The sequence below is a fragment of the Mesorhizobium sp. B4-1-3 genome (assembly GCF_006439355.1).
GTDB lineage: Bacteria > Pseudomonadota > Alphaproteobacteria > Rhizobiales > Rhizobiaceae > Mesorhizobium.
In genome coordinates, this window is record NZ_VFTG01000007.1 from 159,645 (window position 1) to 177,013 (window position 17,369).

General features: G+C 64.4%; 21 protein-coding genes. 8 read left to right on the forward strand and 13 right to left on the reverse strand.

The window, feature by feature from the left end; translation table 11 throughout:
* Positions 1 to 25: 25 nt before the first annotated feature.
* The 4 genes from FJW06_RS12115 to FJW06_RS12130 form a co-directional block, all read right to left on the reverse strand.
* Positions 26 to 961 carry a helix-turn-helix domain-containing GNAT family N-acetyltransferase gene (locus tag FJW06_RS12115; protein ID WP_140751892.1) on the reverse strand — a complete coding sequence of 312 codons (936 nt, stop codon included), beginning with the start codon at positions 959 to 961 and terminating at the stop codon, positions 26 to 28.
* A gap of 143 nt (positions 962 to 1,104) precedes the next feature.
* Positions 1,105 to 2,241 (reverse strand): alanine racemase, encoded by a 1,137-nt coding sequence (locus tag FJW06_RS12120; protein ID WP_140751894.1) that lies wholly within the window; start codon positions 2,239 to 2,241, stop codon positions 1,105 to 1,107.
* Positions 2,238 to 3,518: a D-arabinono-1,4-lactone oxidase gene (locus FJW06_RS12125; protein WP_140751896.1), complete on the reverse strand. Its 1,281-nt coding sequence runs from the start codon at positions 3,516 to 3,518 to the stop codon at positions 2,238 to 2,240. The genes FJW06_RS12120 and FJW06_RS12125 overlap by 4 nt, the downstream gene beginning before the upstream one ends.
* A gap of 14 nt (positions 3,519 to 3,532) precedes the next feature.
* Positions 3,533 to 4,717 (reverse strand): MFS transporter, encoded by a 1,185-nt coding sequence (locus tag FJW06_RS12130; protein ID WP_140751898.1) that lies wholly within the window; start codon positions 4,715 to 4,717, stop codon positions 3,533 to 3,535.
* A 120-nt stretch (positions 4,718 to 4,837) separates the two neighbouring features.
* Here FJW06_RS12130 and FJW06_RS12135 point away from each other — a divergent pair, with 120 nt between their 5' ends.
* A complete protein-coding gene (locus FJW06_RS12135) occupies positions 4,838 to 5,464 on the forward strand; it encodes a TetR/AcrR family transcriptional regulator (protein WP_140751900.1) in 627 nt (208 codons plus the stop codon).
* A gap of 46 nt (positions 5,465 to 5,510) precedes the next feature.
* On the opposite strand, the gene FJW06_RS12140 is transcribed toward FJW06_RS12135, so the two are convergent.
* The gene (locus FJW06_RS12140) at positions 5,511 to 6,410 is read right to left on the reverse strand and encodes a LysR family transcriptional regulator (protein WP_140751902.1); all 900 of its coding nucleotides are present in this window, start codon (positions 6,408 to 6,410) and stop codon (positions 5,511 to 5,513) included.
* Between the two features lie 105 nt (positions 6,411 to 6,515).
* Between FJW06_RS12140 and FJW06_RS12145 the strand changes: the two genes are divergently transcribed.
* On the forward strand, positions 6,516 to 7,277 hold the full coding sequence (locus tag FJW06_RS12145) for an SDR family oxidoreductase (protein ID WP_140751904.1): 762 nt from the start codon (positions 6,516 to 6,518) through the stop codon (positions 7,275 to 7,277).
* 69 nt (positions 7,278 to 7,346) lie between these two features.
* Here FJW06_RS12145 and FJW06_RS12150 read toward each other — a convergent pair whose 3' ends face one another.
* The gene (locus tag FJW06_RS12150) at positions 7,347 to 8,207 is read right to left on the reverse strand and encodes a hypothetical protein (RefSeq protein WP_246674598.1); all 861 of its coding nucleotides are present in this window, start codon (positions 8,205 to 8,207) and stop codon (positions 7,347 to 7,349) included.
* Between the two features lie 120 nt (positions 8,208 to 8,327).
* On the opposite strand from FJW06_RS12150, the gene FJW06_RS12155 reads away from it, so the two are divergent.
* The 3 genes from FJW06_RS12155 (at position 8,328) to groL (ending at position 11,362) form a co-directional block, all read left to right on the forward strand.
* On the forward strand, positions 8,328 to 9,128 hold the full coding sequence (locus FJW06_RS12155; RefSeq protein ID WP_140751908.1) for a class I SAM-dependent methyltransferase: 801 nt from the start codon (positions 8,328 to 8,330) through the stop codon (positions 9,126 to 9,128).
* A 218-nt stretch (positions 9,129 to 9,346) separates the two neighbouring features.
* Positions 9,347 to 9,643, forward strand: a complete 297-nt coding sequence (groES, locus tag FJW06_RS12160) for a co-chaperone GroES (protein WP_010915433.1) — start codon at positions 9,347 to 9,349, stop codon at positions 9,641 to 9,643.
* Between the two features lie 63 nt (positions 9,644 to 9,706).
* The gene (gene groL / locus FJW06_RS12165; RefSeq protein WP_095768453.1) at positions 9,707 to 11,362 is read left to right on the forward strand and encodes a chaperonin GroEL; all 1,656 of its coding nucleotides are present in this window, start codon (positions 9,707 to 9,709) and stop codon (positions 11,360 to 11,362) included.
* 152 nt (positions 11,363 to 11,514) lie between these two features.
* On the opposite strand, the gene FJW06_RS12170 is transcribed toward groL, so the two are convergent.
* Complete coding sequence (locus FJW06_RS12170) at positions 11,515 to 12,123, reverse strand: TetR/AcrR family transcriptional regulator (protein WP_140751910.1); 609 nt, start codon at positions 12,121 to 12,123, stop codon at positions 11,515 to 11,517.
* A 110-nt stretch (positions 12,124 to 12,233) separates the two neighbouring features.
* Between FJW06_RS12170 and FJW06_RS12175 the strand changes: the two genes are divergently transcribed.
* The 3 genes from FJW06_RS12175 to FJW06_RS12185 are packed head-to-tail and all read left to right on the forward strand — an operon-like array spanning position 12,234 to position 14,118.
* Complete coding sequence (locus FJW06_RS12175; protein WP_140751912.1) at positions 12,234 to 13,244, forward strand: NAD(P)-dependent alcohol dehydrogenase; 1,011 nt, start codon at positions 12,234 to 12,236, stop codon at positions 13,242 to 13,244.
* A 35-nt stretch (positions 13,245 to 13,279) separates the two neighbouring features.
* The gene (locus FJW06_RS12180) at positions 13,280 to 13,714 is read left to right on the forward strand and encodes an OsmC family protein (protein WP_140751914.1); all 435 of its coding nucleotides are present in this window, start codon (positions 13,280 to 13,282) and stop codon (positions 13,712 to 13,714) included.
* 17 nt (positions 13,715 to 13,731) lie between these two features.
* Positions 13,732 to 14,118: a nuclear transport factor 2 family protein gene (locus tag FJW06_RS12185; protein ID WP_140751916.1), complete on the forward strand. Its 387-nt coding sequence runs from the start codon at positions 13,732 to 13,734 to the stop codon at positions 14,116 to 14,118.
* A 9-nt stretch (positions 14,119 to 14,127) separates the two neighbouring features.
* Here the strand turns inward: FJW06_RS12185 and FJW06_RS12190 are convergent, their stop codons facing one another.
* The 6 genes from FJW06_RS12190 to FJW06_RS12210 all read right to left on the reverse strand — a co-directional run bounded on the left by FJW06_RS12190 (position 14,128) and on the right by FJW06_RS12210 (position 17,334).
* Positions 14,128 to 14,739, reverse strand: coding sequence for a LysE family translocator (locus FJW06_RS12190; RefSeq protein ID WP_140751918.1), 612 nt, complete (start codon positions 14,737 to 14,739; stop codon positions 14,128 to 14,130).
* A 232-nt stretch (positions 14,740 to 14,971) separates the two neighbouring features.
* Entirely contained in the window at positions 14,972 to 15,289 is a 318-nt protein-coding gene (locus tag FJW06_RS12195) for a YkgJ family cysteine cluster protein (RefSeq protein ID WP_246674599.1), read from the reverse strand.
* A gap of 40 nt (positions 15,290 to 15,329) precedes the next feature.
* A complete protein-coding gene (locus FJW06_RS30085) occupies positions 15,330 to 15,500 on the reverse strand; it encodes a hypothetical protein (protein ID WP_181178253.1) in 171 nt (56 codons plus the stop codon).
* A 1-nt stretch (position 15,501) separates the two neighbouring features.
* Positions 15,502 to 15,909, reverse strand: coding sequence for a hypothetical protein (locus FJW06_RS12200; RefSeq protein WP_140751922.1), 408 nt, complete (start codon positions 15,907 to 15,909; stop codon positions 15,502 to 15,504).
* On the reverse strand, positions 15,909 to 16,127 hold the full coding sequence (locus FJW06_RS12205) for a hypothetical protein (protein WP_181178255.1): 219 nt from the start codon (positions 16,125 to 16,127) through the stop codon (positions 15,909 to 15,911). The genes FJW06_RS12200 and FJW06_RS12205 overlap by 1 nt, the downstream gene beginning before the upstream one ends.
* A 451-nt stretch (positions 16,128 to 16,578) precedes the next feature.
* Positions 16,579 to 17,334 carry an SDR family NAD(P)-dependent oxidoreductase gene (locus tag FJW06_RS12210; protein WP_140751926.1) on the reverse strand — a complete coding sequence of 252 codons (756 nt, stop codon included), beginning with the start codon at positions 17,332 to 17,334 and terminating at the stop codon, positions 16,579 to 16,581.
* Positions 17,335 to 17,369 lie beyond the last annotated feature (35 nt).

The following is a 17,369-nucleotide window of genomic DNA, read 5'->3' on the forward strand; positions in this document are numbered from 1 at the left end:
CTCTCCCGTGCGAGAAGGTAAAGAACTACAGCTCCAAATTCCAGGTCTGCCCAACCAAGTCCTTGCCGAAGGAATGATGGCGTTCCTCGTCGACCAGCTTGAAACCCGCTTCCTGGTAGATGCGGCGGGCCGCGCCAAGGATGTCGTTGGTCCACAGCGTCAGCGTCTTGTAGCCCTTGGCGCGCGTGAAGGTGATGCATTCGTCGACCAGCCGCCGGCCGATGCCGAGGCCGCGCGCCGACGGTTCGACATAGAGCAGCCTGAGCTTCGCGACCTTGGGCGATTTGCGCATGACGAGGACCGAGCCGACCACCTCGCCTTCGCGCTCGGCGATCCAGCTGCGCTCCCATTGCGGGACGAAATTCTTGACGAACTCACCCAGAATCTCGGCGACCAGCGCCTCGTACGTTTCGTCCCAGCCATAGTCCTGCGCGTAGATAAGGCCCTGGCGGTGCGTGATCCAGCCGATGTCGCCAACCTGCAGCGGCCGCAGGATATAGGATACCTTGGGTTCGGGCCTGTCGCCGAGCAGGTCCTGCACCGTGCGCATGGCCTTGACCAGTCGGTCCTGGTCGGCCGGCGCCAGGCGATCGAGCAATACGCGCACCTGGTCGTGCGAATCCTGGTTGAGCGGCGCGAAGGCTTCCCTGCCGGCCGGCGTCAGCGCGATCGAAGCGCGGCGCGCGTCCGCCTCGCTTGCCTCGCGCTCGACCAGGCCGCGCTTCTCGAAGTTCTTCAAGAGCCGGCTGACATAGCCGGGGTCGAGGCCGAGATCGCGCACCAGGTCGCTGGCGACGAGCCCGTCGCGATGGGCAAGCTCGTACAGCACCCGCGCCTCGGTCAGCGAGAACGGGCTCTTCAAGAGGCCCTCGTCGAGGAGGCCGATCTGGCGAGTGTAGAAGCGGTTGAAGGCGCGGACCGCATCGATGCGCTCCTTGCCGGGGTGGTCGTGGATGGTCATGGGAAGTCCTCCTGTCCTGGACAGGATCAATCATTTAGTTGACTGAGTCAATAAATTGGTTGTCACAGCTTCGTCGTTCCAGGGCTGAGCAAGGAGCGACGCGAAGCGCAGACCCCGGAATGACGACCCCCTGTCGTCGGCGCCTATCCCATCGGCAGCACCGGCCAGAACTCCACGATGCGCCCGCCGGCGAACACCGCGATCGCACCGAAATGCTGCAGCACCGCCTCGCTCTGCGTCGGCCGCAAAAAGGCATAGTCGCGGGGCTTCACATCCGCGCCCGCCGGCAGGCCCATGAACTGCTGGTTGGAAGAGAGCCCGATCAGGCCGTTCGGCTTCATGCCTTCGGGAAACACCGGCTCGGCCATCCACTTGCCGCCGTAAAGATAGCAGCCTTTGCGCGGGAAAAGGCCAAGCGCCTGCAGCGCCTTCGAGACCGCCGGCGGACCGGGCAGCATCGGATCGAGCGCCTTGAGGATCGGGGTTGCGATGAAGGCTGCCGGCTGGAAGCCCGCTAGGCCGGGCGTGTCGAAATCCTTGGGCAGCACGAAGGCCGAGCCGATCGACACTTCGTTGGCGACGCCGCCGCCATGCAGCAGCGCCGTCTTGGAGCCGCCGATGTTGAGGATGCGGCGCCGGCCCGGATCGACGGCGGCGGCGAACTCCGCGGCCTTGGCGGAGGCCTGCTTCAGCGCCTTGGCCGTGCCGCCGAACAGGCCCGGGATCTCCGGCGCATGCGCCTCATAGGCCATGATGCCTTCGCAGTGGAGGCGTTCCGGTATCGTCAGTGCCCTGATTTCGGCGGGGTCACGAAAGCCTCCGCGATGCAGGCCGACATCGACCTCGAAGACGAAGCGCAATTCGGTGTCGAGCGCGGCGGCCAAGGCGCCATAGTCGGCCAGCCGCTCCGGCGTGTCGATCAACCAGCAGACGCGCGACCACCAGCCGGCACCGCCTCTGGTCAGCGCGGCCCTGGCGGCGTCCACCGGCATCGGCTTGCCATAGAGCAGATCGCCCTCGGGAAACGCGTCGAGCACAGCCTGCGTCACCGGCGGATGGAAGGTCATGAAGCGGTTGGTTTCGAGCGCTCGCGCGATATGCGAGAGCAGCGGCATGCAAGCCAGCGACTTGTCGACCAGCCGTGCGGCAAGGCCCGGCGCCAGCCTCTCCTTCACCAGCGCGATGTTGCCGTCCAACCGCTCGCGATCCAGGACAAGGCAGGGCCGGAAAATCTCGGCGGCCCTCAACGCGTCGGCAAGGGCAGCGAAATAGGCGCTCATCGCTGAATGCCGAACAGGCCGGCCATATAGGGCGACACGAAACGGTTGTCCGGATCGATGTCGAGCCGCACGGCAAGCGCGTCGTCCCAGCGCGGATAAAGCTTCTTGAAATCCGCCGCCTTCAGGCTGTGCATCTTGCCCCAATGCGGCCTGCCGCCATACTTCAAGAAGATCGGTTCGGCGGCGCGCATGAAGGGCAGCGGATCGTTCGCCGCATCGTGGTGGATGGCGATCGAGCAGGTCAGCCTGTTGTAGAAAGGCGAAAGCCAGAACTCGTCGGGCGCCACCGAACGCACTTCCATCGGGAAATAGACTTCCGGAAAGTGCTTCTCCGTCAGCGCGATGATCTCGGCCAACGCCTTCGGCCCTTCCTCGTAAGGCAGGTGATACTCCATCTCGTTGAATTTGGTGCGACGGTCGCTGGCATAGACGTTGAGCCAGTCCTGCACATAGTCTTCCGCAGGCACTTTCTTCACCGCGCCCTTGATCAGCGCGCGGCGCAGCGACGGCAGCCAGCGCAGCGCCGTGCGCAGCTTGCGCAGCGTCGCCAGCCCTTCCTCGTCGTCCTCGGTCGGCCGCTGCGTCGGCTGCGCATCGCTCAGGTCGCTGGCGATGAACTGCGCATAGCCTGCGAAAGGGATGTAGTAGAACTCGGCCGAGCGATGCGCGGCCATCATCGTCTCGAAGTCCTTAAGCATGTCGCCGATCGGCAGCACCCATTTGCGGCGGCGCAGCCGGTAGGTCGCGATGTTATTCATCGTCACTTCGGTGAGGATGCCGAAGGCGCCAAGCGCGACGCCGGTGGCGTGGATCATATCCTGGTCGTCGGCCCGGCTGTATTGGCGCAGCTTGCCCTGCCCATCGACGAGTTGCACCGCCTCGATCTGCGTGTGATAGGCGCCGAGCGTCGGGCCGGAGCCATGCGTTGCCGTGCCGAGCGCGCCGCCGATCGCCTGCTTGTCGATGTCGCCCATGTTGGGCAGGCCCTGGCCGATGTCCTGCAGGATACGCATCAGGGCGCCGAGCCTAGTTCCCGCCCTCACCCGCGCCCGGTTGTTCGCGGCATGATGCAGGACCAGCCCTTCGATCTTCTCCAGCGAGACGATGGTGCCTTCGGACTGCACCAGCGGCGTGAAGGAATGGCCGGCGCCGGCAACGCGCAGCGGTCCTGGCACCGCGCGCACCAGCTCGGCGAGTTCGCCGGCATCGGCCGGTGTCGCGATCTGCTTCGGGGAAGCCGTGACGAAGCCGGACCAGTTGCTCCAGGCGTTTGGCATATTGATCCTCCGGCTCAGGCCTGGCCGAGGCGGCGCGCGACCAGCACGAAGACGCCGAGCAAAAGCACGCTCGCCAAAGCGGTCGCGGCGGCGAATTCCGGCACCGGCCGGAAGTTCGCGCCATCGATCAGCAGCGAGGCGGCGATCGGGCCGATGGCGAGGCCGAGGAGCTGGGCGGCCGGCACCAGGAGCACTGCCGTTCGCGTCTCGTCGGCGGTGATTGCCATGCGGATCTGATAAGGCACGATGAAGAGAAGGATGAAGCCCATCACCAGCGCCACCATCCAGAACACCGAAAGGCCCGGGCCGGACGCCAGCAGCACCGAGCTGACCGCCGCGACAATCCCGATGACAGTAATGGCAAAACGGTAGTCGATGTGCGCCTCGAAGACCGTCGCGGTCATGGCGCCGATCACCTGCGCGGCGAGGCTTGCCGACACCAGCAGGCCGACGGTGCGGCCGTCGATACCGAACTGCGCGCCGATAGGCTCGAGGAAAGCCCAGACTGCGCCGAAGAACATGAAATAACAGAAGATCGACAAAAGCGCGGTGATCGCGGGCACAGTCGCGACGTTGGCGAACTGCTCTTCCTTGGGCAGGTCGGCATAGTCGTCCGGCACGGTCCAGGCAACGGCCAGCGACAGCAGGCACACGATGCCGAGCGCGATGAAGCCGCCGGCCGAGCCGGCTTTCGGCACCGCATAGAGTGCAAGGATCAGCGCCAGCGCGCATTGCGCCAAAGTCTGCAGCGTGACGAAATAGCCGCCGATGCGCTCGGCCCGGCGCGAGCGGGCAATCAGCTCCGTCGCGATGGCGACAAGCCCGCCCTCCGCGAGGCCCGCCAGCGTGCGCGCGACGATCAGCGCATTGGGACTGCCGGCATAAGCGGTCCAGGCATTGGCGAGCGCCAAAAGCACGAGCAGTGCCGCGCTCTTCCAGCGCATGTTCCTGGCGGGCAGCAGCATGGCCACGATCGCGGAACCGATAGCAATCGCGATCATCTCGGCGGTGGCGACCAGCGCAAGCTCGTCGCCGGTGACGTGACCTTCGCTGTAAAGCGCGCCGAGCAACACCGGCTGCAATCCGAGGATGAGCAGGCCGACCGAGCCGATCCAAAGCGCCGAGGCCAGTTGCAGGCCGGTCGGATTGCCGACAAGCCAATCGCCATTTTCCGCCTGCACGGCTTGCGATGCGGTCACGAGGCGCCCTCCCTTGCAGCTCGATCGAAAAACTGACAAGTTGTCAGCATTTAGCAAAACTGATACTTGATCATGTTTCTTGTCAACCGCGAATTCGCACTCTCGTGAGAGATTTGGCGCATGACGCAGATAAAGCGAAAAGCGACCGAACCGCGGCGCAGGCCCAAACAGGAGCGCAGCCGCGAGCGCATCGACGCGATCCTCGCCACGACCATGCGCCTGATCGGTGAGAAAGGCATCGACGCGGTAACGATGAAGGAAGTCGGCGCGCTGGCCGGCGGGCCGATCGCCACCGTCTATCACTACTTCCCGAGTAAATCGGCGATCCTGGCGATGCTCTACGAGCGTTTTTCAGAGGAAAGCCGTGCAAGGTTCGGCGCGATCATCGCCGGAATCGGGAGCCTGGACGACGTTACTGCGGCGGCCGACCGCCTGCTCGACGACTATCACGCCCGCGTCGCGGCGGACCCGGCCATCCAGGATCTACACAATGCCATCCAGGCCGACAAGGCGCTGCAGCATCTCGACATTGCAGAAACGCGGCAGCAGGCCAAGATGTTCTGCGATCACGTCGCGCCGATGCTTGAAGCGGGGCGGCGCGAGGCGTTCGGGCGCGTCGTGTTCCTGATCTTCCAGCTTGCCGGCGGTGTCGTGCGGCTGGCGCTGACACAGGACGAGGCGGAGGGACGGAGGACGATCGAGGATTATCGGTCGATCATCCACACGCAGTTGCGGCTGTTTTTGTAGCCGACCCCATACCTCGGGGCGCGCCCCCTCGCCGCGCCTGGCTGCCTCAGCCCGCTTCCAGCTTCGGCCCCAGAATCTCCACCAGCCAATCCACAAACACTCTCACCCTTGGCGAAAGCTGGCGGCTCGGCGGATAGAGCACCGAGATCGGCGTCGGCGTCGGAGGATTGCCGGGCAGCACCTCGACCAGCCGGCCGGCATCGATGTCGGCGGCGAAGCGGCGGCGCGGCGCCTGGTAGAGGCCAAAACCCTGGCGCACCAGCGTGGCGGCGGTGTCGGAATTGGAGACGGTGACGCGCGACGGCAGGACGATCTCGCGGATCTTGCCATCGACGGTGAACTCCAGCGGCATCACGTGGCCGGTGCGGGACGAGACGAAGCCGATCATGACGTGCCCGGCAAGTTCGTCCAGGGTGCGCGGCAGGCCGTGGCGCTCGACATAGGCGACGCTGGCAACCGTCGCCTCGCGCGCCATGCCGATGCGGCGCGCGATCATGTCGCTGTCGGGCAGCGTGCCCGCGCGGACCACGCAATCAACGCCTTCGCGCACAAGGTCGACGAAGCGGTCGCCCTCGCCGATATGCACGCTAAGCCCGGGATAGCGGGCGAGCAGCGCCGGCAGTTCCGGAATGACGAAGGTGCGGGCCATGTTGCCGTTGATGTCGATGCTCAGGCGTCCGCGCACCTCATGCGCGCCGAAGCCGCCCTCGGCATCCTCGATGTCGGCGAGGATGCCGATGCAGCGCTGGTAATAGGCCTCGCCGTCCAGCGTCGTGGTGACGTGGCGCGTTGTGCGGCGGAGCAATTGCACGCCGAGCCGCTCCTCGAGCTGCTTGATCGCCGCTGTGGCGCTGGAGCGCGGCAGGCCGAGATCGGCGGCGGCCGCGGTGAAGCTGCGCCGTTCCACAACGCGAGTGAAGAGCCGCATGCTGTCGAACCGGTCCATGGCCGATTGTTCGCACGGACTGAATAGTGTTGGCAATTCATGCCCGATTATATCGACCAGGCAGGCGAGTATATGCATCTCCATCCAAAAGAAGGAGATTTCGCCATGACCACTCGTCCGATCGCTCTCATCACCGGCGGCAGCCGCGGCCTCGGCCGCAACACCGCGGTCCACCTCGCCCGGAGGGGCGTCGACGTCATCGTCACCTATCGCTCGCGCGCCGACGAGGCGAAGACCGCAATCGCCGAGATCGAGGCTGCCGGCGGTCGAGCAGCGGCGCTTGAGCTCGACGCCGGCGCCGTCGCCAGCTTCCCGGCTTTCGTTGAATCGCTGAAAAAGACGCTTTGCGAGACCTGGCAGCGCGACCGCTTCGACTTTCTCGTCAACAATGCTGGCACCGGCCTGCGCAAGATGATCGCCGAGACGACGGAAGAGGAATTCGACACGCTGATGAACATCCATCTGAAGGGCGTGTTCTTCCTTACCCAGGCGCTGCTGCCGCTGATCAACGATGGCGGCCGCATCATCAACATCTCGAGCGGGCTCGCCCGCTTCGCCGCTCCCGGCTCGTCGGCCTATGCAATGATGAAGGGCGGCATCGAAGTCTTCACGCGCTACCTCGCCAAGGAGCTCGGGCAGCGCGGCATTACCGCCAACACCGTGGCGCCCGGCGCGATCGCCACCGACTTCAACGGCGGCCATGTGCGCGACAATGCCGAGATCAACCGCATGGTGGCCGGCGTCACCGCGCTCGGCCGCGCCGGCGTCGCCGACGATATCGGGCCGATGATCGCCTCGCTGCTCTCCGACGACAATCGCTGGGTCAACGCCCAGCGGATCGAAGTGTCGGGCGGCATGAATATCTGAGCCCCGCGTGGACAACCGAGGAAGCGCGCAGCGCTTCCTCGGTCCCGTGAAACCGGCAGTCAGGGCGGCTCAACGAGAGCTGGACCGCCCTAACGCATGTCGCATCAGGTCCTCGAAGCCGTCGGCCAGATGAGAGGCGCCGGCCGCGAACATCCTCACCAGGTTTTTCGGGCGTCCCGGCGTCTTGTTGGCATCGAGGAGGATTGCCCTGCCCTCATGCATGACGAAATCGAACTTGCCGTAGTCGAAGCCGAGTTCGCGTCGCCGTTCGCGCATTTCGTCAGGAACAGGCACAGGCTCGCGCCGGATGGTTTCCGATGCCTTGACCAAGCTGTTTGGCGATACGTATCGGGTGCAACGCTCGCGCTCTCCGCAAAACACCCAGAAGCGCGCCGCGAAACCATCGCGGTCCCTTTCCGGAACGAATTTTTCCAAGACTAGGTCGTCGCGCTGGAAGACCCGTTCCGGGACCTCCCCCAGGGATTCATAGACGTCATAACCCTGCAGGATCGGCATGTTCGGAAAAGGCGGCGGCTTGCCCGCCCGCATCGCCCGCCGGTTCAGCAGCGCCTCCGGAATGCCTTGATTGTTGAGATTGCTCTTGACGATGACGGGGCCCTCCCAAGTCTCGCCGCTGGTGACCAGCGCGCCGCTGACGCGCCGTTTCGAAATGTCAGCCGCCCCGATATTGAGGCAAAACGGGAAGCTCCGCGCATAGTCAATATAGTCGGCGGAGGCGGTCGTCGCATCGACATGCAGAACCGCAATGTCGGCGTCATAACTCATTGACAGCCCCTGCTGAATTCGAATCGAATGGCCGCGTCTTTTCAATTCTCCCAGGATATCGAAAAGCAGGTAAGGACTTTTCCTGCGCAACAGGAGGTCACGCTTACTGAGGAACCGGTCATACTCGTGCGTAATGACGACCACGCGTGCCAAATTTATCCCCCTTGGCTTCCCTATCCACTTACACTACCCACTCATATCAGGACACACTGATGTCAAGCTGCTTGGCGCGGTCGCGGCCAGACCTTCCTTCGATAAATGTGCATGACAAATCATTGGGATAACTATCATCGCCACTGGAAGTTGCTGGAAGCGCCGCTGCGGCCGACGCCTGAGACAGTGTCCATTTTCGAGCGCGAGCTCGATCCGGCCGAAGCGGATGTCCTCCTGCTGGGCGTCACTCCGGAGCTGGCCGATCTCGGCAGGACCATGCTGGCGGTTGATGGCTCCGCCGCGATGGTTCGCGGCATATGGCCGGGCGACAGCGCCCGCCGACGAGCGATAGTCGGGAATTGGCTGAACCTTCCGCTCAGCCGCGCCAGTGTCGACGCCGTCATCGGCGACGGCTGCTTGACGGTGGTCGATTCCGCACGCGTCCGCCATGGCCTTCTCGGCGAGCTCGCCAGGGTGCTGAAGCCGGGAGGACAGGCGGCGATCCGTGTTTTCGCCGGCCCCGAAAGCTTCGAGGATTTGCCGGGCATCAAGGCCCAGGCCTTGGCAGGCGAGATCGGGAATTTCCACGCGCTCAAATGGCGCATGGCGATGGCATGCGCGACGAACGACCGCGATCGCGCCATTAAAGTGCAGGCAATCCGCGACACTTTCGACAAGACCTTTCCGGATCGCGCAGCGCTTGCCGCGGCGACCGGATGGAGCATGGCCTCCATCAACACAATCGATGTCTATGCAGGTTCCGACACGACCTATTGCTTTGCCACACTGGCCATGCTGGTCGACGAGGCGAGAGGCTGGTTCGGCGAGATGCGCGTCGTGCCGAGCGGCTCCTATCCGCTCGCCGAGCGATGCCCGCTGCTGGTGCTGCAATCGCCACGGAACCAAGGGTGACGGGCCTCGCCGATCCCCACCCCGACCGGCGCATTCCCAACCGGGAAATGATGCGAGAAAAATTTCGCGCCGCCGCCCCATCGCGCGCGCCTTGACTCTCACATCCCGCCAGCATATTTCAGCGCCACGTTAGCACTCGTCTCTAGTGAGTGCTAACTGATATCCGGCTCCCGCCGGATGGAGGAACAGTTCTCACCGTTCTCATCGAGGAAGACAACATGGCAAAGTCCAAGTTCCGCCCGCTTCATGACCGCGTGGTCGTTCGCCGGGTCGAATCCGAATCCAAGACCGCCGGCGGGATCATCATCCCGGACACGGCGAAGGAGAAGCCGCAGGAAGGCGAGATCATCGCCGTCGGCTCGGGTGCCCGCGACGAAAGCGGCAAGCTCGTCCCGCTGGACGTCAAGGCCGGCGACCGCATCCTGTTCGGCAAGTGGTCGGGCACTGAAGTCAAGCTCAATGGCGAAGACCTTCTGATCATGAAGGAATCCGACATCATGGGCATCATCGGCTGATCATCGGCCTCACTTGAATCTTCATCTTCGGGCTCTTCCCGAGCCCCTGCCAGGAGCTAAAACATGGCTGCAAAAGACGTAAAATTCTCCCGCGATGCCCGTGAGCGCATGCTGCGCGGTGTCAACATCCTCGCCGACGCGGTGAAGGTCACCCTCGGTCCCAAGGGCCGCAATGTCGTTATCGACAAGTCGTTCGGCGCCCCGCGCATCACCAAGGACGGCGTCACTGTCGCCAAGGAAATCGAGCTTGAGGACAAGTTCGAGAACATGGGCGCGCAGATGGTCCGCGAAGTCGCTTCGAAGACCAACGACATCGCCGGCGACGGCACCACGACCGCAACGGTTCTGGCGCAGTCGATCGTCCAGGAAGGCCATAAGGCGGTCGCCGCCGGCATGAACCCGATGGACCTGAAGCGCGGCATCGACCTCGCCGTCACCGAAGTCGTCACGGCACTCGGCAAGGCCGCCAAGAAGATCAAGACTTCCGAGGAAGTCGCCCAGGTCGGCACGATCTCGGCCAATGGCGACGAGTCGGTCGGCAAGATGATCGCGGAAGCGATGCAGAAGGTCGGCAACGAAGGCGTCATCACCGTCGAGGAGGCCAAGACCGCCGAGACCGAACTGGAAGTCGTCGAAGGCATGCAGTTCGACCGCGGCTACCTGTCGCCCTACTTCGTCACCAACGCCGACAAGATGGTCGCCGATCTCGAGGACGCCTACATCCTGCTGCACGAGAAGAAGCTGTCCAACCTGCAGGCCATGCTGCCGGTCCTGGAAGCCGTCGTCCAGACCTCGAAGCCGCTGCTCATCATCTCGGAAGACGTCGAAGGCGAGGCCCTGGCCACGCTGGTCGTCAACAAGCTGCGCGGTGGCCTGAAGATCGCCGCCGTCAAGGCGCCGGGCTTCGGTGACCGCCGCAAGGCCATGCTGGAAGACATCGCCATCCTCACCGGTGGCCAGGTCATCTCGGAAGACCTCGGCATCAAGCTCGAGAATGTCGGCCTCAACATGCTCGGCCGCGCCAAGAAGGTGTCGATCTCCAAGGAGAACACCACCATCGTCGACGGCGCCGGCAAGAAGGCCGAGATCCAGGGCCGCGTCGCCCAGATCAAGCAGCAGATCGAGGAGACCACCTCGGACTACGACAAGGAGAAGCTGCAGGAACGTCTGGCGAAGCTCGCCGGCGGCGTTGCCGTGATCCGCGTCGGCGGTGCGACCGAGGTGGAAGTCAAGGAAAAGAAGGACCGCGTCGATGACGCCCTGAACGCGACCCGCGCGGCCGTGGAAGAAGGCATCGTCGCCGGCGGCGGCGTTGCGCTCCTGCGCGCTTCGGGCAACCTCAAGGCCACCGGCGCCAACTCCGATCAGGCCGCCGGCATCAACATCGTGCGTCGCGCGCTGCAGGCTCCGGCCCGCCAGATCGCGGCCAACGCCGGTGCGGAAGCCTCGATCGTCGCTGGCAAGATCCTCGACAACAAGGGCGCGACCTTCGGCTACAATGCCCAGACCGGCGAATATGGCGACATGATCGCCATGGGCATCGTCGACCCGGTCAAGGTCGTGCGCACGGCTCTCCAGGACGCGGCCTCGGTCGCCGGCCTGCTCGTCACCACCGAAGCCATGATCGCCGAAGCTCCGAAGAAGGAGTCGGCTGGCGGCGGCATGCCTGGCGGCATGGGCGGCGGCGGCATGGGCGGCATGGGCGGCATGGACTTCTAAAAGTCCATAAAACGCGCCCATCAACTAACATTGCTCAAGCCCGCAAGCGGGCTTGAGCGGCGGCATGGACTTCTAATCCAAGCCAACCTGGCCAAAGGCATATGGAAAGGGCGCCGATCGGCGCCCTTTTTGTTTCGCATTGAGGACCAGCGCTACGCGGCGCTCTCCGCTTGCCGCGCCACCCTGCCGGCGAGCACGGCCTGCTCGACAAGTGCCGCCACCTCATCGGCGACAACGCCGACCGGCGTTCGGTCGCGGGTGGCGCGGGCGATCACCATTAAGCCTTCGAGCGAGGATTCGACCAGCAGCGCCAGCGCCTGCGCGCGCCGCTCCGGCACCCCTGCCCTGACGAAAGCCTGGCGTAGCAATCCGATCCACTGCTCGAAGGCCGAGCTGCAGATTTCAGCCAGCTCCGGAACGTTGTTCGGCGCGTCGAGCACGACGGGCGCCACCGGGCAGCCGAGCGAGAATTCGTTCTCCTCCAGCATGCGCGCGACCGACTGGTAGATGTGGTGAACGGCAACGGCAGGGTCGCTTTCCTCCGAGAGCGCCGCGCCCAGCCGCTCCGTCACGTCGGCGACGCTGGCGCGCGTCACCTCGACAACCAACTGGTCTTTGCCACCCGGGAAATGGAAATAGAGCGAGCCGCGCGGTGCGCCACTGGCGCTCAAAATGTCGTTCAGCGACGTGCCATGATAGCCACGCTGACGGATGAGCAGCGCCGTCGCCTCAATCATACGGGTGCGTGTGTCCGTCGCCACATCAACCTCAATGTCAACCTCTGTCAGGAGTGCGCATTATAGGGCTTGCCCCAAATATGACAATCGGTCTACATAATATGTAAATCGGTCTACATATTTCGAGGGCAGCGATGCGGACTTATCGGCTTGAGGAATTCGGCGGCATCGAAGAGCTGACGGTGCGCGAGATGCCAATCTCCAAGCCAGGGAGAAACCAGATTCTGGTGCGTGTGCGGGCAACCTCGCTCAACCGCCGCGACACGATGATCCTCAACGGCACCTATCCGCTCACGCCGCGCGTCGGCATCGTGCCGCTGAGCGACGGCGGCGGCGAGGTCGTCGCGGTCGGCGGCGACGTGACCCGCTTTGCCGTCGGCGACCGCGTCACCGGCAGCTACTTCGCGCGCTGGATCGACGGCCGCATGCATCCGGGCGTCGTCGACCAGCTTGGCTGCACGCTGGACGGCATGCTCAGCGAATATGCGATGCTCGACGAGCAATGGGCGGTGCGGCTGCCCGGCCATCTCTCATGGCAGGAAGCGGCGACCTTCACCTGCGCCGGGCTGACCGCCTGGAGCGCGCTGACGGGCGCCGAGATCCCGAAGCCCGGACAATGGGTTCTGGTGATCGGCTCAGGCGGCGTCGCGCTGTTTGCGCTGCAGTTCGCCAAGCTCATGGGCTGTCGCGTGGCCGCCGTCACCTCCCGCGCCCAAAAGGCCGACAGGCTGCGGGCTCTCGGCGCCGATGTTGTCATTGCAACAGCAGAAACACCGGAATGGGGCATCAAGCTGCGAGAGGCGACGGGCGGCATCGACCTGGTTGTCGAGACCGGCGGTCCGGCAAGCTTTGCGCAGTCGCTGATCGCCAGCGCGCTCTACGGGCGCATCGTGCTGCTCACCGTGCACGACCAGAACGGCAAGTCGGTCGAGATCCCAGGCGCCGTCTACCAGCGCAGCCTTGTCACCATCGGCCGGCTCTTCGTCGGCAGCCGCAGCGCGCTGGAAGCAATGCTCGCCGCTGTCGCCACGCATCGGCTGAAGCCGGTCATCGACAAGGTCTTTCCCTTCGCCGAGGCGCGCGAGGCCTACCGCCATTTCCAGCAGGGCGACGTCTTCGGCAAGGTCGTCATCGACGGCGCGTGACCGCTACACCTTCCCAAACAGAGAGGAGATCCGCCATGACAATTCGTGAAGCATCGGCCCAATGGCAGGGCACGCTCAAGCAAGGATCCGGCAGGCTGCGGCTGGGCAGCGGCGTGTTCGAAGGCACCTATTCCTTCCCCTCCCGCTTCGAGAACGGTCCGGGCACCAATCCGGAGGAACTGATCGCGGCCGCGCATGCCGGCTGCTTCTCGATGGCGCTCACCGCCATGCTCGGCGCCGACAACCACACGGCCGAGAGCATCCATACGACCGCCAAGGTGCATCTCGGCGCGACCACGGCGGGCCCGACGATCACTCGCATCGAGCTTGAAACCGAGGCCCGCGTCGCCGGCATCTTGGCCGAGGACTTCGAACGGCTGGCGCAAAAGGCCAAGGCGGCCTGCCTGGTCTCGCGGGCACTGGCCGGCGTCGCAACCATCACGCTCAAGGCGAGCCTCGCAGCTCAATGAACGACAGGAGAAGACCAATGACCCAGGAATTGATCATCGACATCGCCGCGGCCGAGCGCTCCGCCGAGACGGCGCAAATCATGCGGCGCTATAACGAAGTCTTCCAGCGTCACGATCCGTCGGCGCTGAACGAACTGGTGGCGGAAGACTGCGTGATCGAGAATACCACGCCGGCGCCGGACGGCGCCCGCCGCACCGGCAAGGCCGCTTGCGTCGAATTGTGGTCAGCGATCGCCACCGGACCCGGCACGCGCTTCGACCTCGAAGAGACTTATGTGGCCGGCGACCGCGCCACGATCCGCTGGCGCTTCTGGATGTCGGACGGCAGTTCGCTGCGCGGCGTCAACCTGATGCGCGTCACGGACGGCAAAATCGTCGAAGCGATGGGCTATGTGAAAGGATAGGTGGCTCGCTTATCTATCCGCCAGCGCCAGTTTTGCGCCTAGCATGACGAAGGCGGCAGCAAAGCTGCGGCGCATCCAGGTCAGCACTTTCGGCCGCGACACGATATGGCTGCGCACCGAAGCCGCGAACACGCCATAGACGGCGAAGATGACGAAGGTCATCAGCATGAAGACGCCGGAGAGCTCCAGCATCTTGGGCAGCGCGTGCGGCTCGGTGGTGCTGACGAATTGCGGCAGGAAGGCGAAGAAGAAGATCGACAGTTTCGGGTTAAGCACGTTGACCAGAACGCCGGTGGTGATGGTCCTGGCGGTCGAGCGCGGCGCGGCATCCTCGTCGATGCTGAGGCCGCCTTTTTCCTTCAACGTGTTCCAGGCCATGTAGAGCAGGTAGGCGACGCCGAGATATTTCAGCGTCTCGAAAGCGACGGCGCTTGTGTGCAGCACCGCGGCGAGGCCGGTGATGGCGGCCGCCATATGCGGGATGATGCCCAACGTGCAGCCGAAGGCGGCGACGACCGAGGCGCGCGCGCCGCGCGAAAGACCGGCGCTCAGCGTGTAGAGGACGCCGGTGCCGGGCGAGGCCACGATAATCAGCGACGTCAACAGGAATTCGATGCTCATGGGTTTCCTCCGCGGCCGAGCCCGGCGCGGGAAGGTACCGGGAGGCGTGCGGCGGGGCAAGCGGGGCGCCTTTCCTCGCCCACATGCAATGGGGAGAGGTGGCTCGGCGAAGCCGAGACGGAGTGGGGATGGCGCTGCCGTTGACAGCAGTCAGAGGGAACCCATCAGCGTCGTAGCCCCCTCTCCGGCCGCTACGCGGCCACCTCTCCCCCGCTTTGCAGGTGCGAGGAAATTAGCTCACCGCCAGCCCATGCGCTGCCCTCGCTATCAGGCAGTCGTCGCCCCCGGGCATGCAGGCGCGGCAGACATCGGGACGGAGATCATAGATGCCGCAGGCCGTATGCTTGCCGACTTCGCCGGTGAGCGCCGCGCACCGCGCGCCCTCGCAGCGCATACCTGACTGGTCGACCGCGACCAGCTCGGCCGGGATGCGGTCGAGCTGCTCATCCTCCTCGGTGGAAAAGCGTGGCCAGTCGGCCGCGTAGGAGCAGCAGGCGCCGCAGCTCTGGCAGTCGAAGGCATCAGTTGCCTTGGCAGCCGGATCCGGCAGCCAAGGCAAGCGGCTGTGGCCGGAGACGTGCGGCAAGGCGCTATTTCTTCTTGCCCGCCTTGCGCGGCGACGCTTCCGTTGATGTCTCGAACAGATCGGTCGCGACCGGTCCATCGGCTTTCGGAGCGGCGGCCGACTGGCCCGACTTTACGGCAGGCGGCTTGGTCGGCTTTTCGGCAGGCTGACCCTTGGCGGAGTATCTTATGGCCATATCAGTTCTCTTCAGCGACATGCGGTGACGGCGCACGCGGATTGCGCAGACGGCCGATCAGTGCCGAAACCGCAGTAATGTTCATTTCCTCCGGTGACCAGTTCCTGGCCTCCTCGATGTGGTGCGGCGCCAGTTCGCGATGCGTGCTGCCACTGTAGGCCGCATCGCAATGGGCCACACGTTCGTGGGTCTTGCGATCCTCCCGAACATACTCGATCAGATAGTTCGGGCATTCGGCACGGCTGCGCACACCAAGCCGCACCTGGGCATCGCCATGGATGCGCCTGCAGCGCTCCAGCTTCTCCAAGACGCGCCGGACATATTCGACCGGTCTGTCCAGAACATCGACCATATCGGCTATGGTCGAATCGGCGGCGATCGGCCTTGGCGGGATGCGCTTGGTGGCCATCAGGCTTTGCCTACGCGTTTCGAGGCGGGGGCAGCGAGGGCAGCCGTCTCTGCTTCCTTCTCCAGCCGCAGTTCGCGCAGGCGCGCGGTCTTGGCCTCCCTGGCCTGGCTGGCGGCGTCCCGTTCGGACATAATGCGGTTGAGCGACATCGACTGGGTCCGGGACTTGCTGAAAAGGGACTCGGCCTGATCGCGGGATGTTTTCGGAATTAGCGACAAAAATCTTCTCCTGGTTCGGAGCATTTACATTAGCGGGTGCGGGCTGCTTAGCACATCGCATCGAGCCGTGACGAACAATCCACTCCCGAAAACGAAAAAGTCAGACATTGGCCCGACGTTCTTCCGCATTTAGCGATGCAGTTACATCGCAGGTCACGGCAGGGTACCGCGCCGGTGCTGACTCGAAAAAGGGGCGGCCAGCTTCCGAAAAATTCGCGAACGGCGGGAACCGATCCAGCGTGCGCACATTAGCATGTGGTCGGCAATCGAGGAGAGCAATCTCACGAGAGCTGACAAAGACGCCTCCCGCACCGTAAAAAGCGCGAGAGGCGTTTTTGCGTCAGCGTCACATGATCGTGCTCATCATAGGCAGGCAGGATTTTATAACGAAAACCGCGGCCTGAGCGCATTGTCGGGTCGGCATCCGTAAGAACCTGATCGACCTGTCTCTTCAGCGTTCCTGGTCGGTCGGGCGGATCAGGATCTCGTTGACGTTGACCCTTGGCGGCTGGCTGACGGCATAGAAAATGGCGTTCGCGATATCCTCGGCGGTCAGAGCTTCCATCGTGGCGAGACGGTGTTCGAGCCCGGCCTTGAATTCCGCGTTGGTGATGTGATCGCCGAGCTCGGTGCGCACCAGACCCGGCTCGATGATGGTGACGCGCACCTTGTCGGCATAGACCTCCCGGCGCAGCGACTCCGAGAAGGCGATGACGCCAAACTTGGTCGCCGCGTAACCGGTCGCGCCCGGGTTGGCCACGCGGCCAGCCACCGAGGAGACGTTGACGATATGGCCCTTCGAGGCCTTGAGATGCGGCAGCGCCGCCTTGGTGGTCGCCATCAGGCCGATCAGGTTGAGCTCGATCATTCGCCGCCAGTCGTCGAGATCGGCTTCGGCCGCGGAGGCAAGCAGCATAACGCCGGCATTGTTGACCAGGATGTCGAGCCGTCCCCATTCGGATGCGGCCTGGTCGACCATCGCGACAATGTCGCTGGCCTTGGCAATATCGGCTTCAATGGCGAGGGCGACGCCGCCCGCCTTCTCGATGTGGGCAACCAGGGCTTCGAGGCGATCGGCACGACGGGCGGCGACCGCGACTTTGGCCCCGGCTGCGGCAAGGGTCACGGCGGTAGCCTCGCCGATGCCGGAGGAGGCGCCGGTGACGAGCGCGACCTTGCCGATGAGTGGTGAATTTGCGGATGTCATGAGAAAGCTCCAGATGCCCGGCCCGTGCCATCACA

Bases quoted from the DNA above. Each gene is read 5' to 3' on its own strand.
- FJW06_RS12115 (WP_140751892.1), bottom strand. From the start codon at position 961: ATGACCATCCACGACCACCCCGGCAAGGAGCGCATCGATGCGGTCCGC.
- FJW06_RS12120 (WP_140751894.1), bottom strand. From the start codon at position 2,241: ATGAGCGCCTATTTCGCTGCCCTTGCCGACGCGTTGAGGGCCGCCGAG.
- FJW06_RS12125 (WP_140751896.1), bottom strand. From the start codon at position 3,518: ATGCCAAACGCCTGGAGCAACTGGTCCGGCTTCGTCACGGCTTCCCCG.
- FJW06_RS12135 (WP_140751900.1), top strand. From the start codon at position 4,838: ATGACGCAGATAAAGCGAAAAGCGACCGAACCGCGGCGCAGGCCCAAA.
- FJW06_RS12140 (WP_140751902.1), bottom strand. From the start codon at position 6,410: ATGGACCGGTTCGACAGCATGCGGCTCTTCACTCGCGTTGTGGAACGG.
- FJW06_RS12145 (WP_140751904.1), top strand. From the start codon at position 6,516: ATGACCACTCGTCCGATCGCTCTCATCACCGGCGGCAGCCGCGGCCTC.
- FJW06_RS12155 (WP_140751908.1), top strand. From the start codon at position 8,328: ATGACAAATCATTGGGATAACTATCATCGCCACTGGAAGTTGCTGGAA.
- groES (WP_010915433.1), top strand. From the start codon at position 9,347: ATGGCAAAGTCCAAGTTCCGCCCGCTTCATGACCGCGTGGTCGTTCGC.
- groL (WP_095768453.1), top strand. From the start codon at position 9,707: ATGGCTGCAAAAGACGTAAAATTCTCCCGCGATGCCCGTGAGCGCATG.
- FJW06_RS12175 (WP_140751912.1), top strand. From the start codon at position 12,234: ATGCGGACTTATCGGCTTGAGGAATTCGGCGGCATCGAAGAGCTGACG.
- FJW06_RS12180 (WP_140751914.1), top strand. From the start codon at position 13,280: ATGACAATTCGTGAAGCATCGGCCCAATGGCAGGGCACGCTCAAGCAA.
- FJW06_RS12185 (WP_140751916.1), top strand. From the start codon at position 13,732: ATGACCCAGGAATTGATCATCGACATCGCCGCGGCCGAGCGCTCCGCC.
- FJW06_RS12190 (WP_140751918.1), bottom strand. From the start codon at position 14,739: ATGAGCATCGAATTCCTGTTGACGTCGCTGATTATCGTGGCCTCGCCC.
- FJW06_RS30085 (WP_181178253.1), bottom strand. From the start codon at position 15,500: ATGGCCATAAGATACTCCGCCAAGGGTCAGCCTGCCGAAAAGCCGACC.
- FJW06_RS12200 (WP_140751922.1), bottom strand. From the start codon at position 15,909: ATGGCCACCAAGCGCATCCCGCCAAGGCCGATCGCCGCCGATTCGACC.
- FJW06_RS12210 (WP_140751926.1), bottom strand. From the start codon at position 17,334: ATGACATCCGCAAATTCACCACTCATCGGCAAGGTCGCGCTCGTCACC.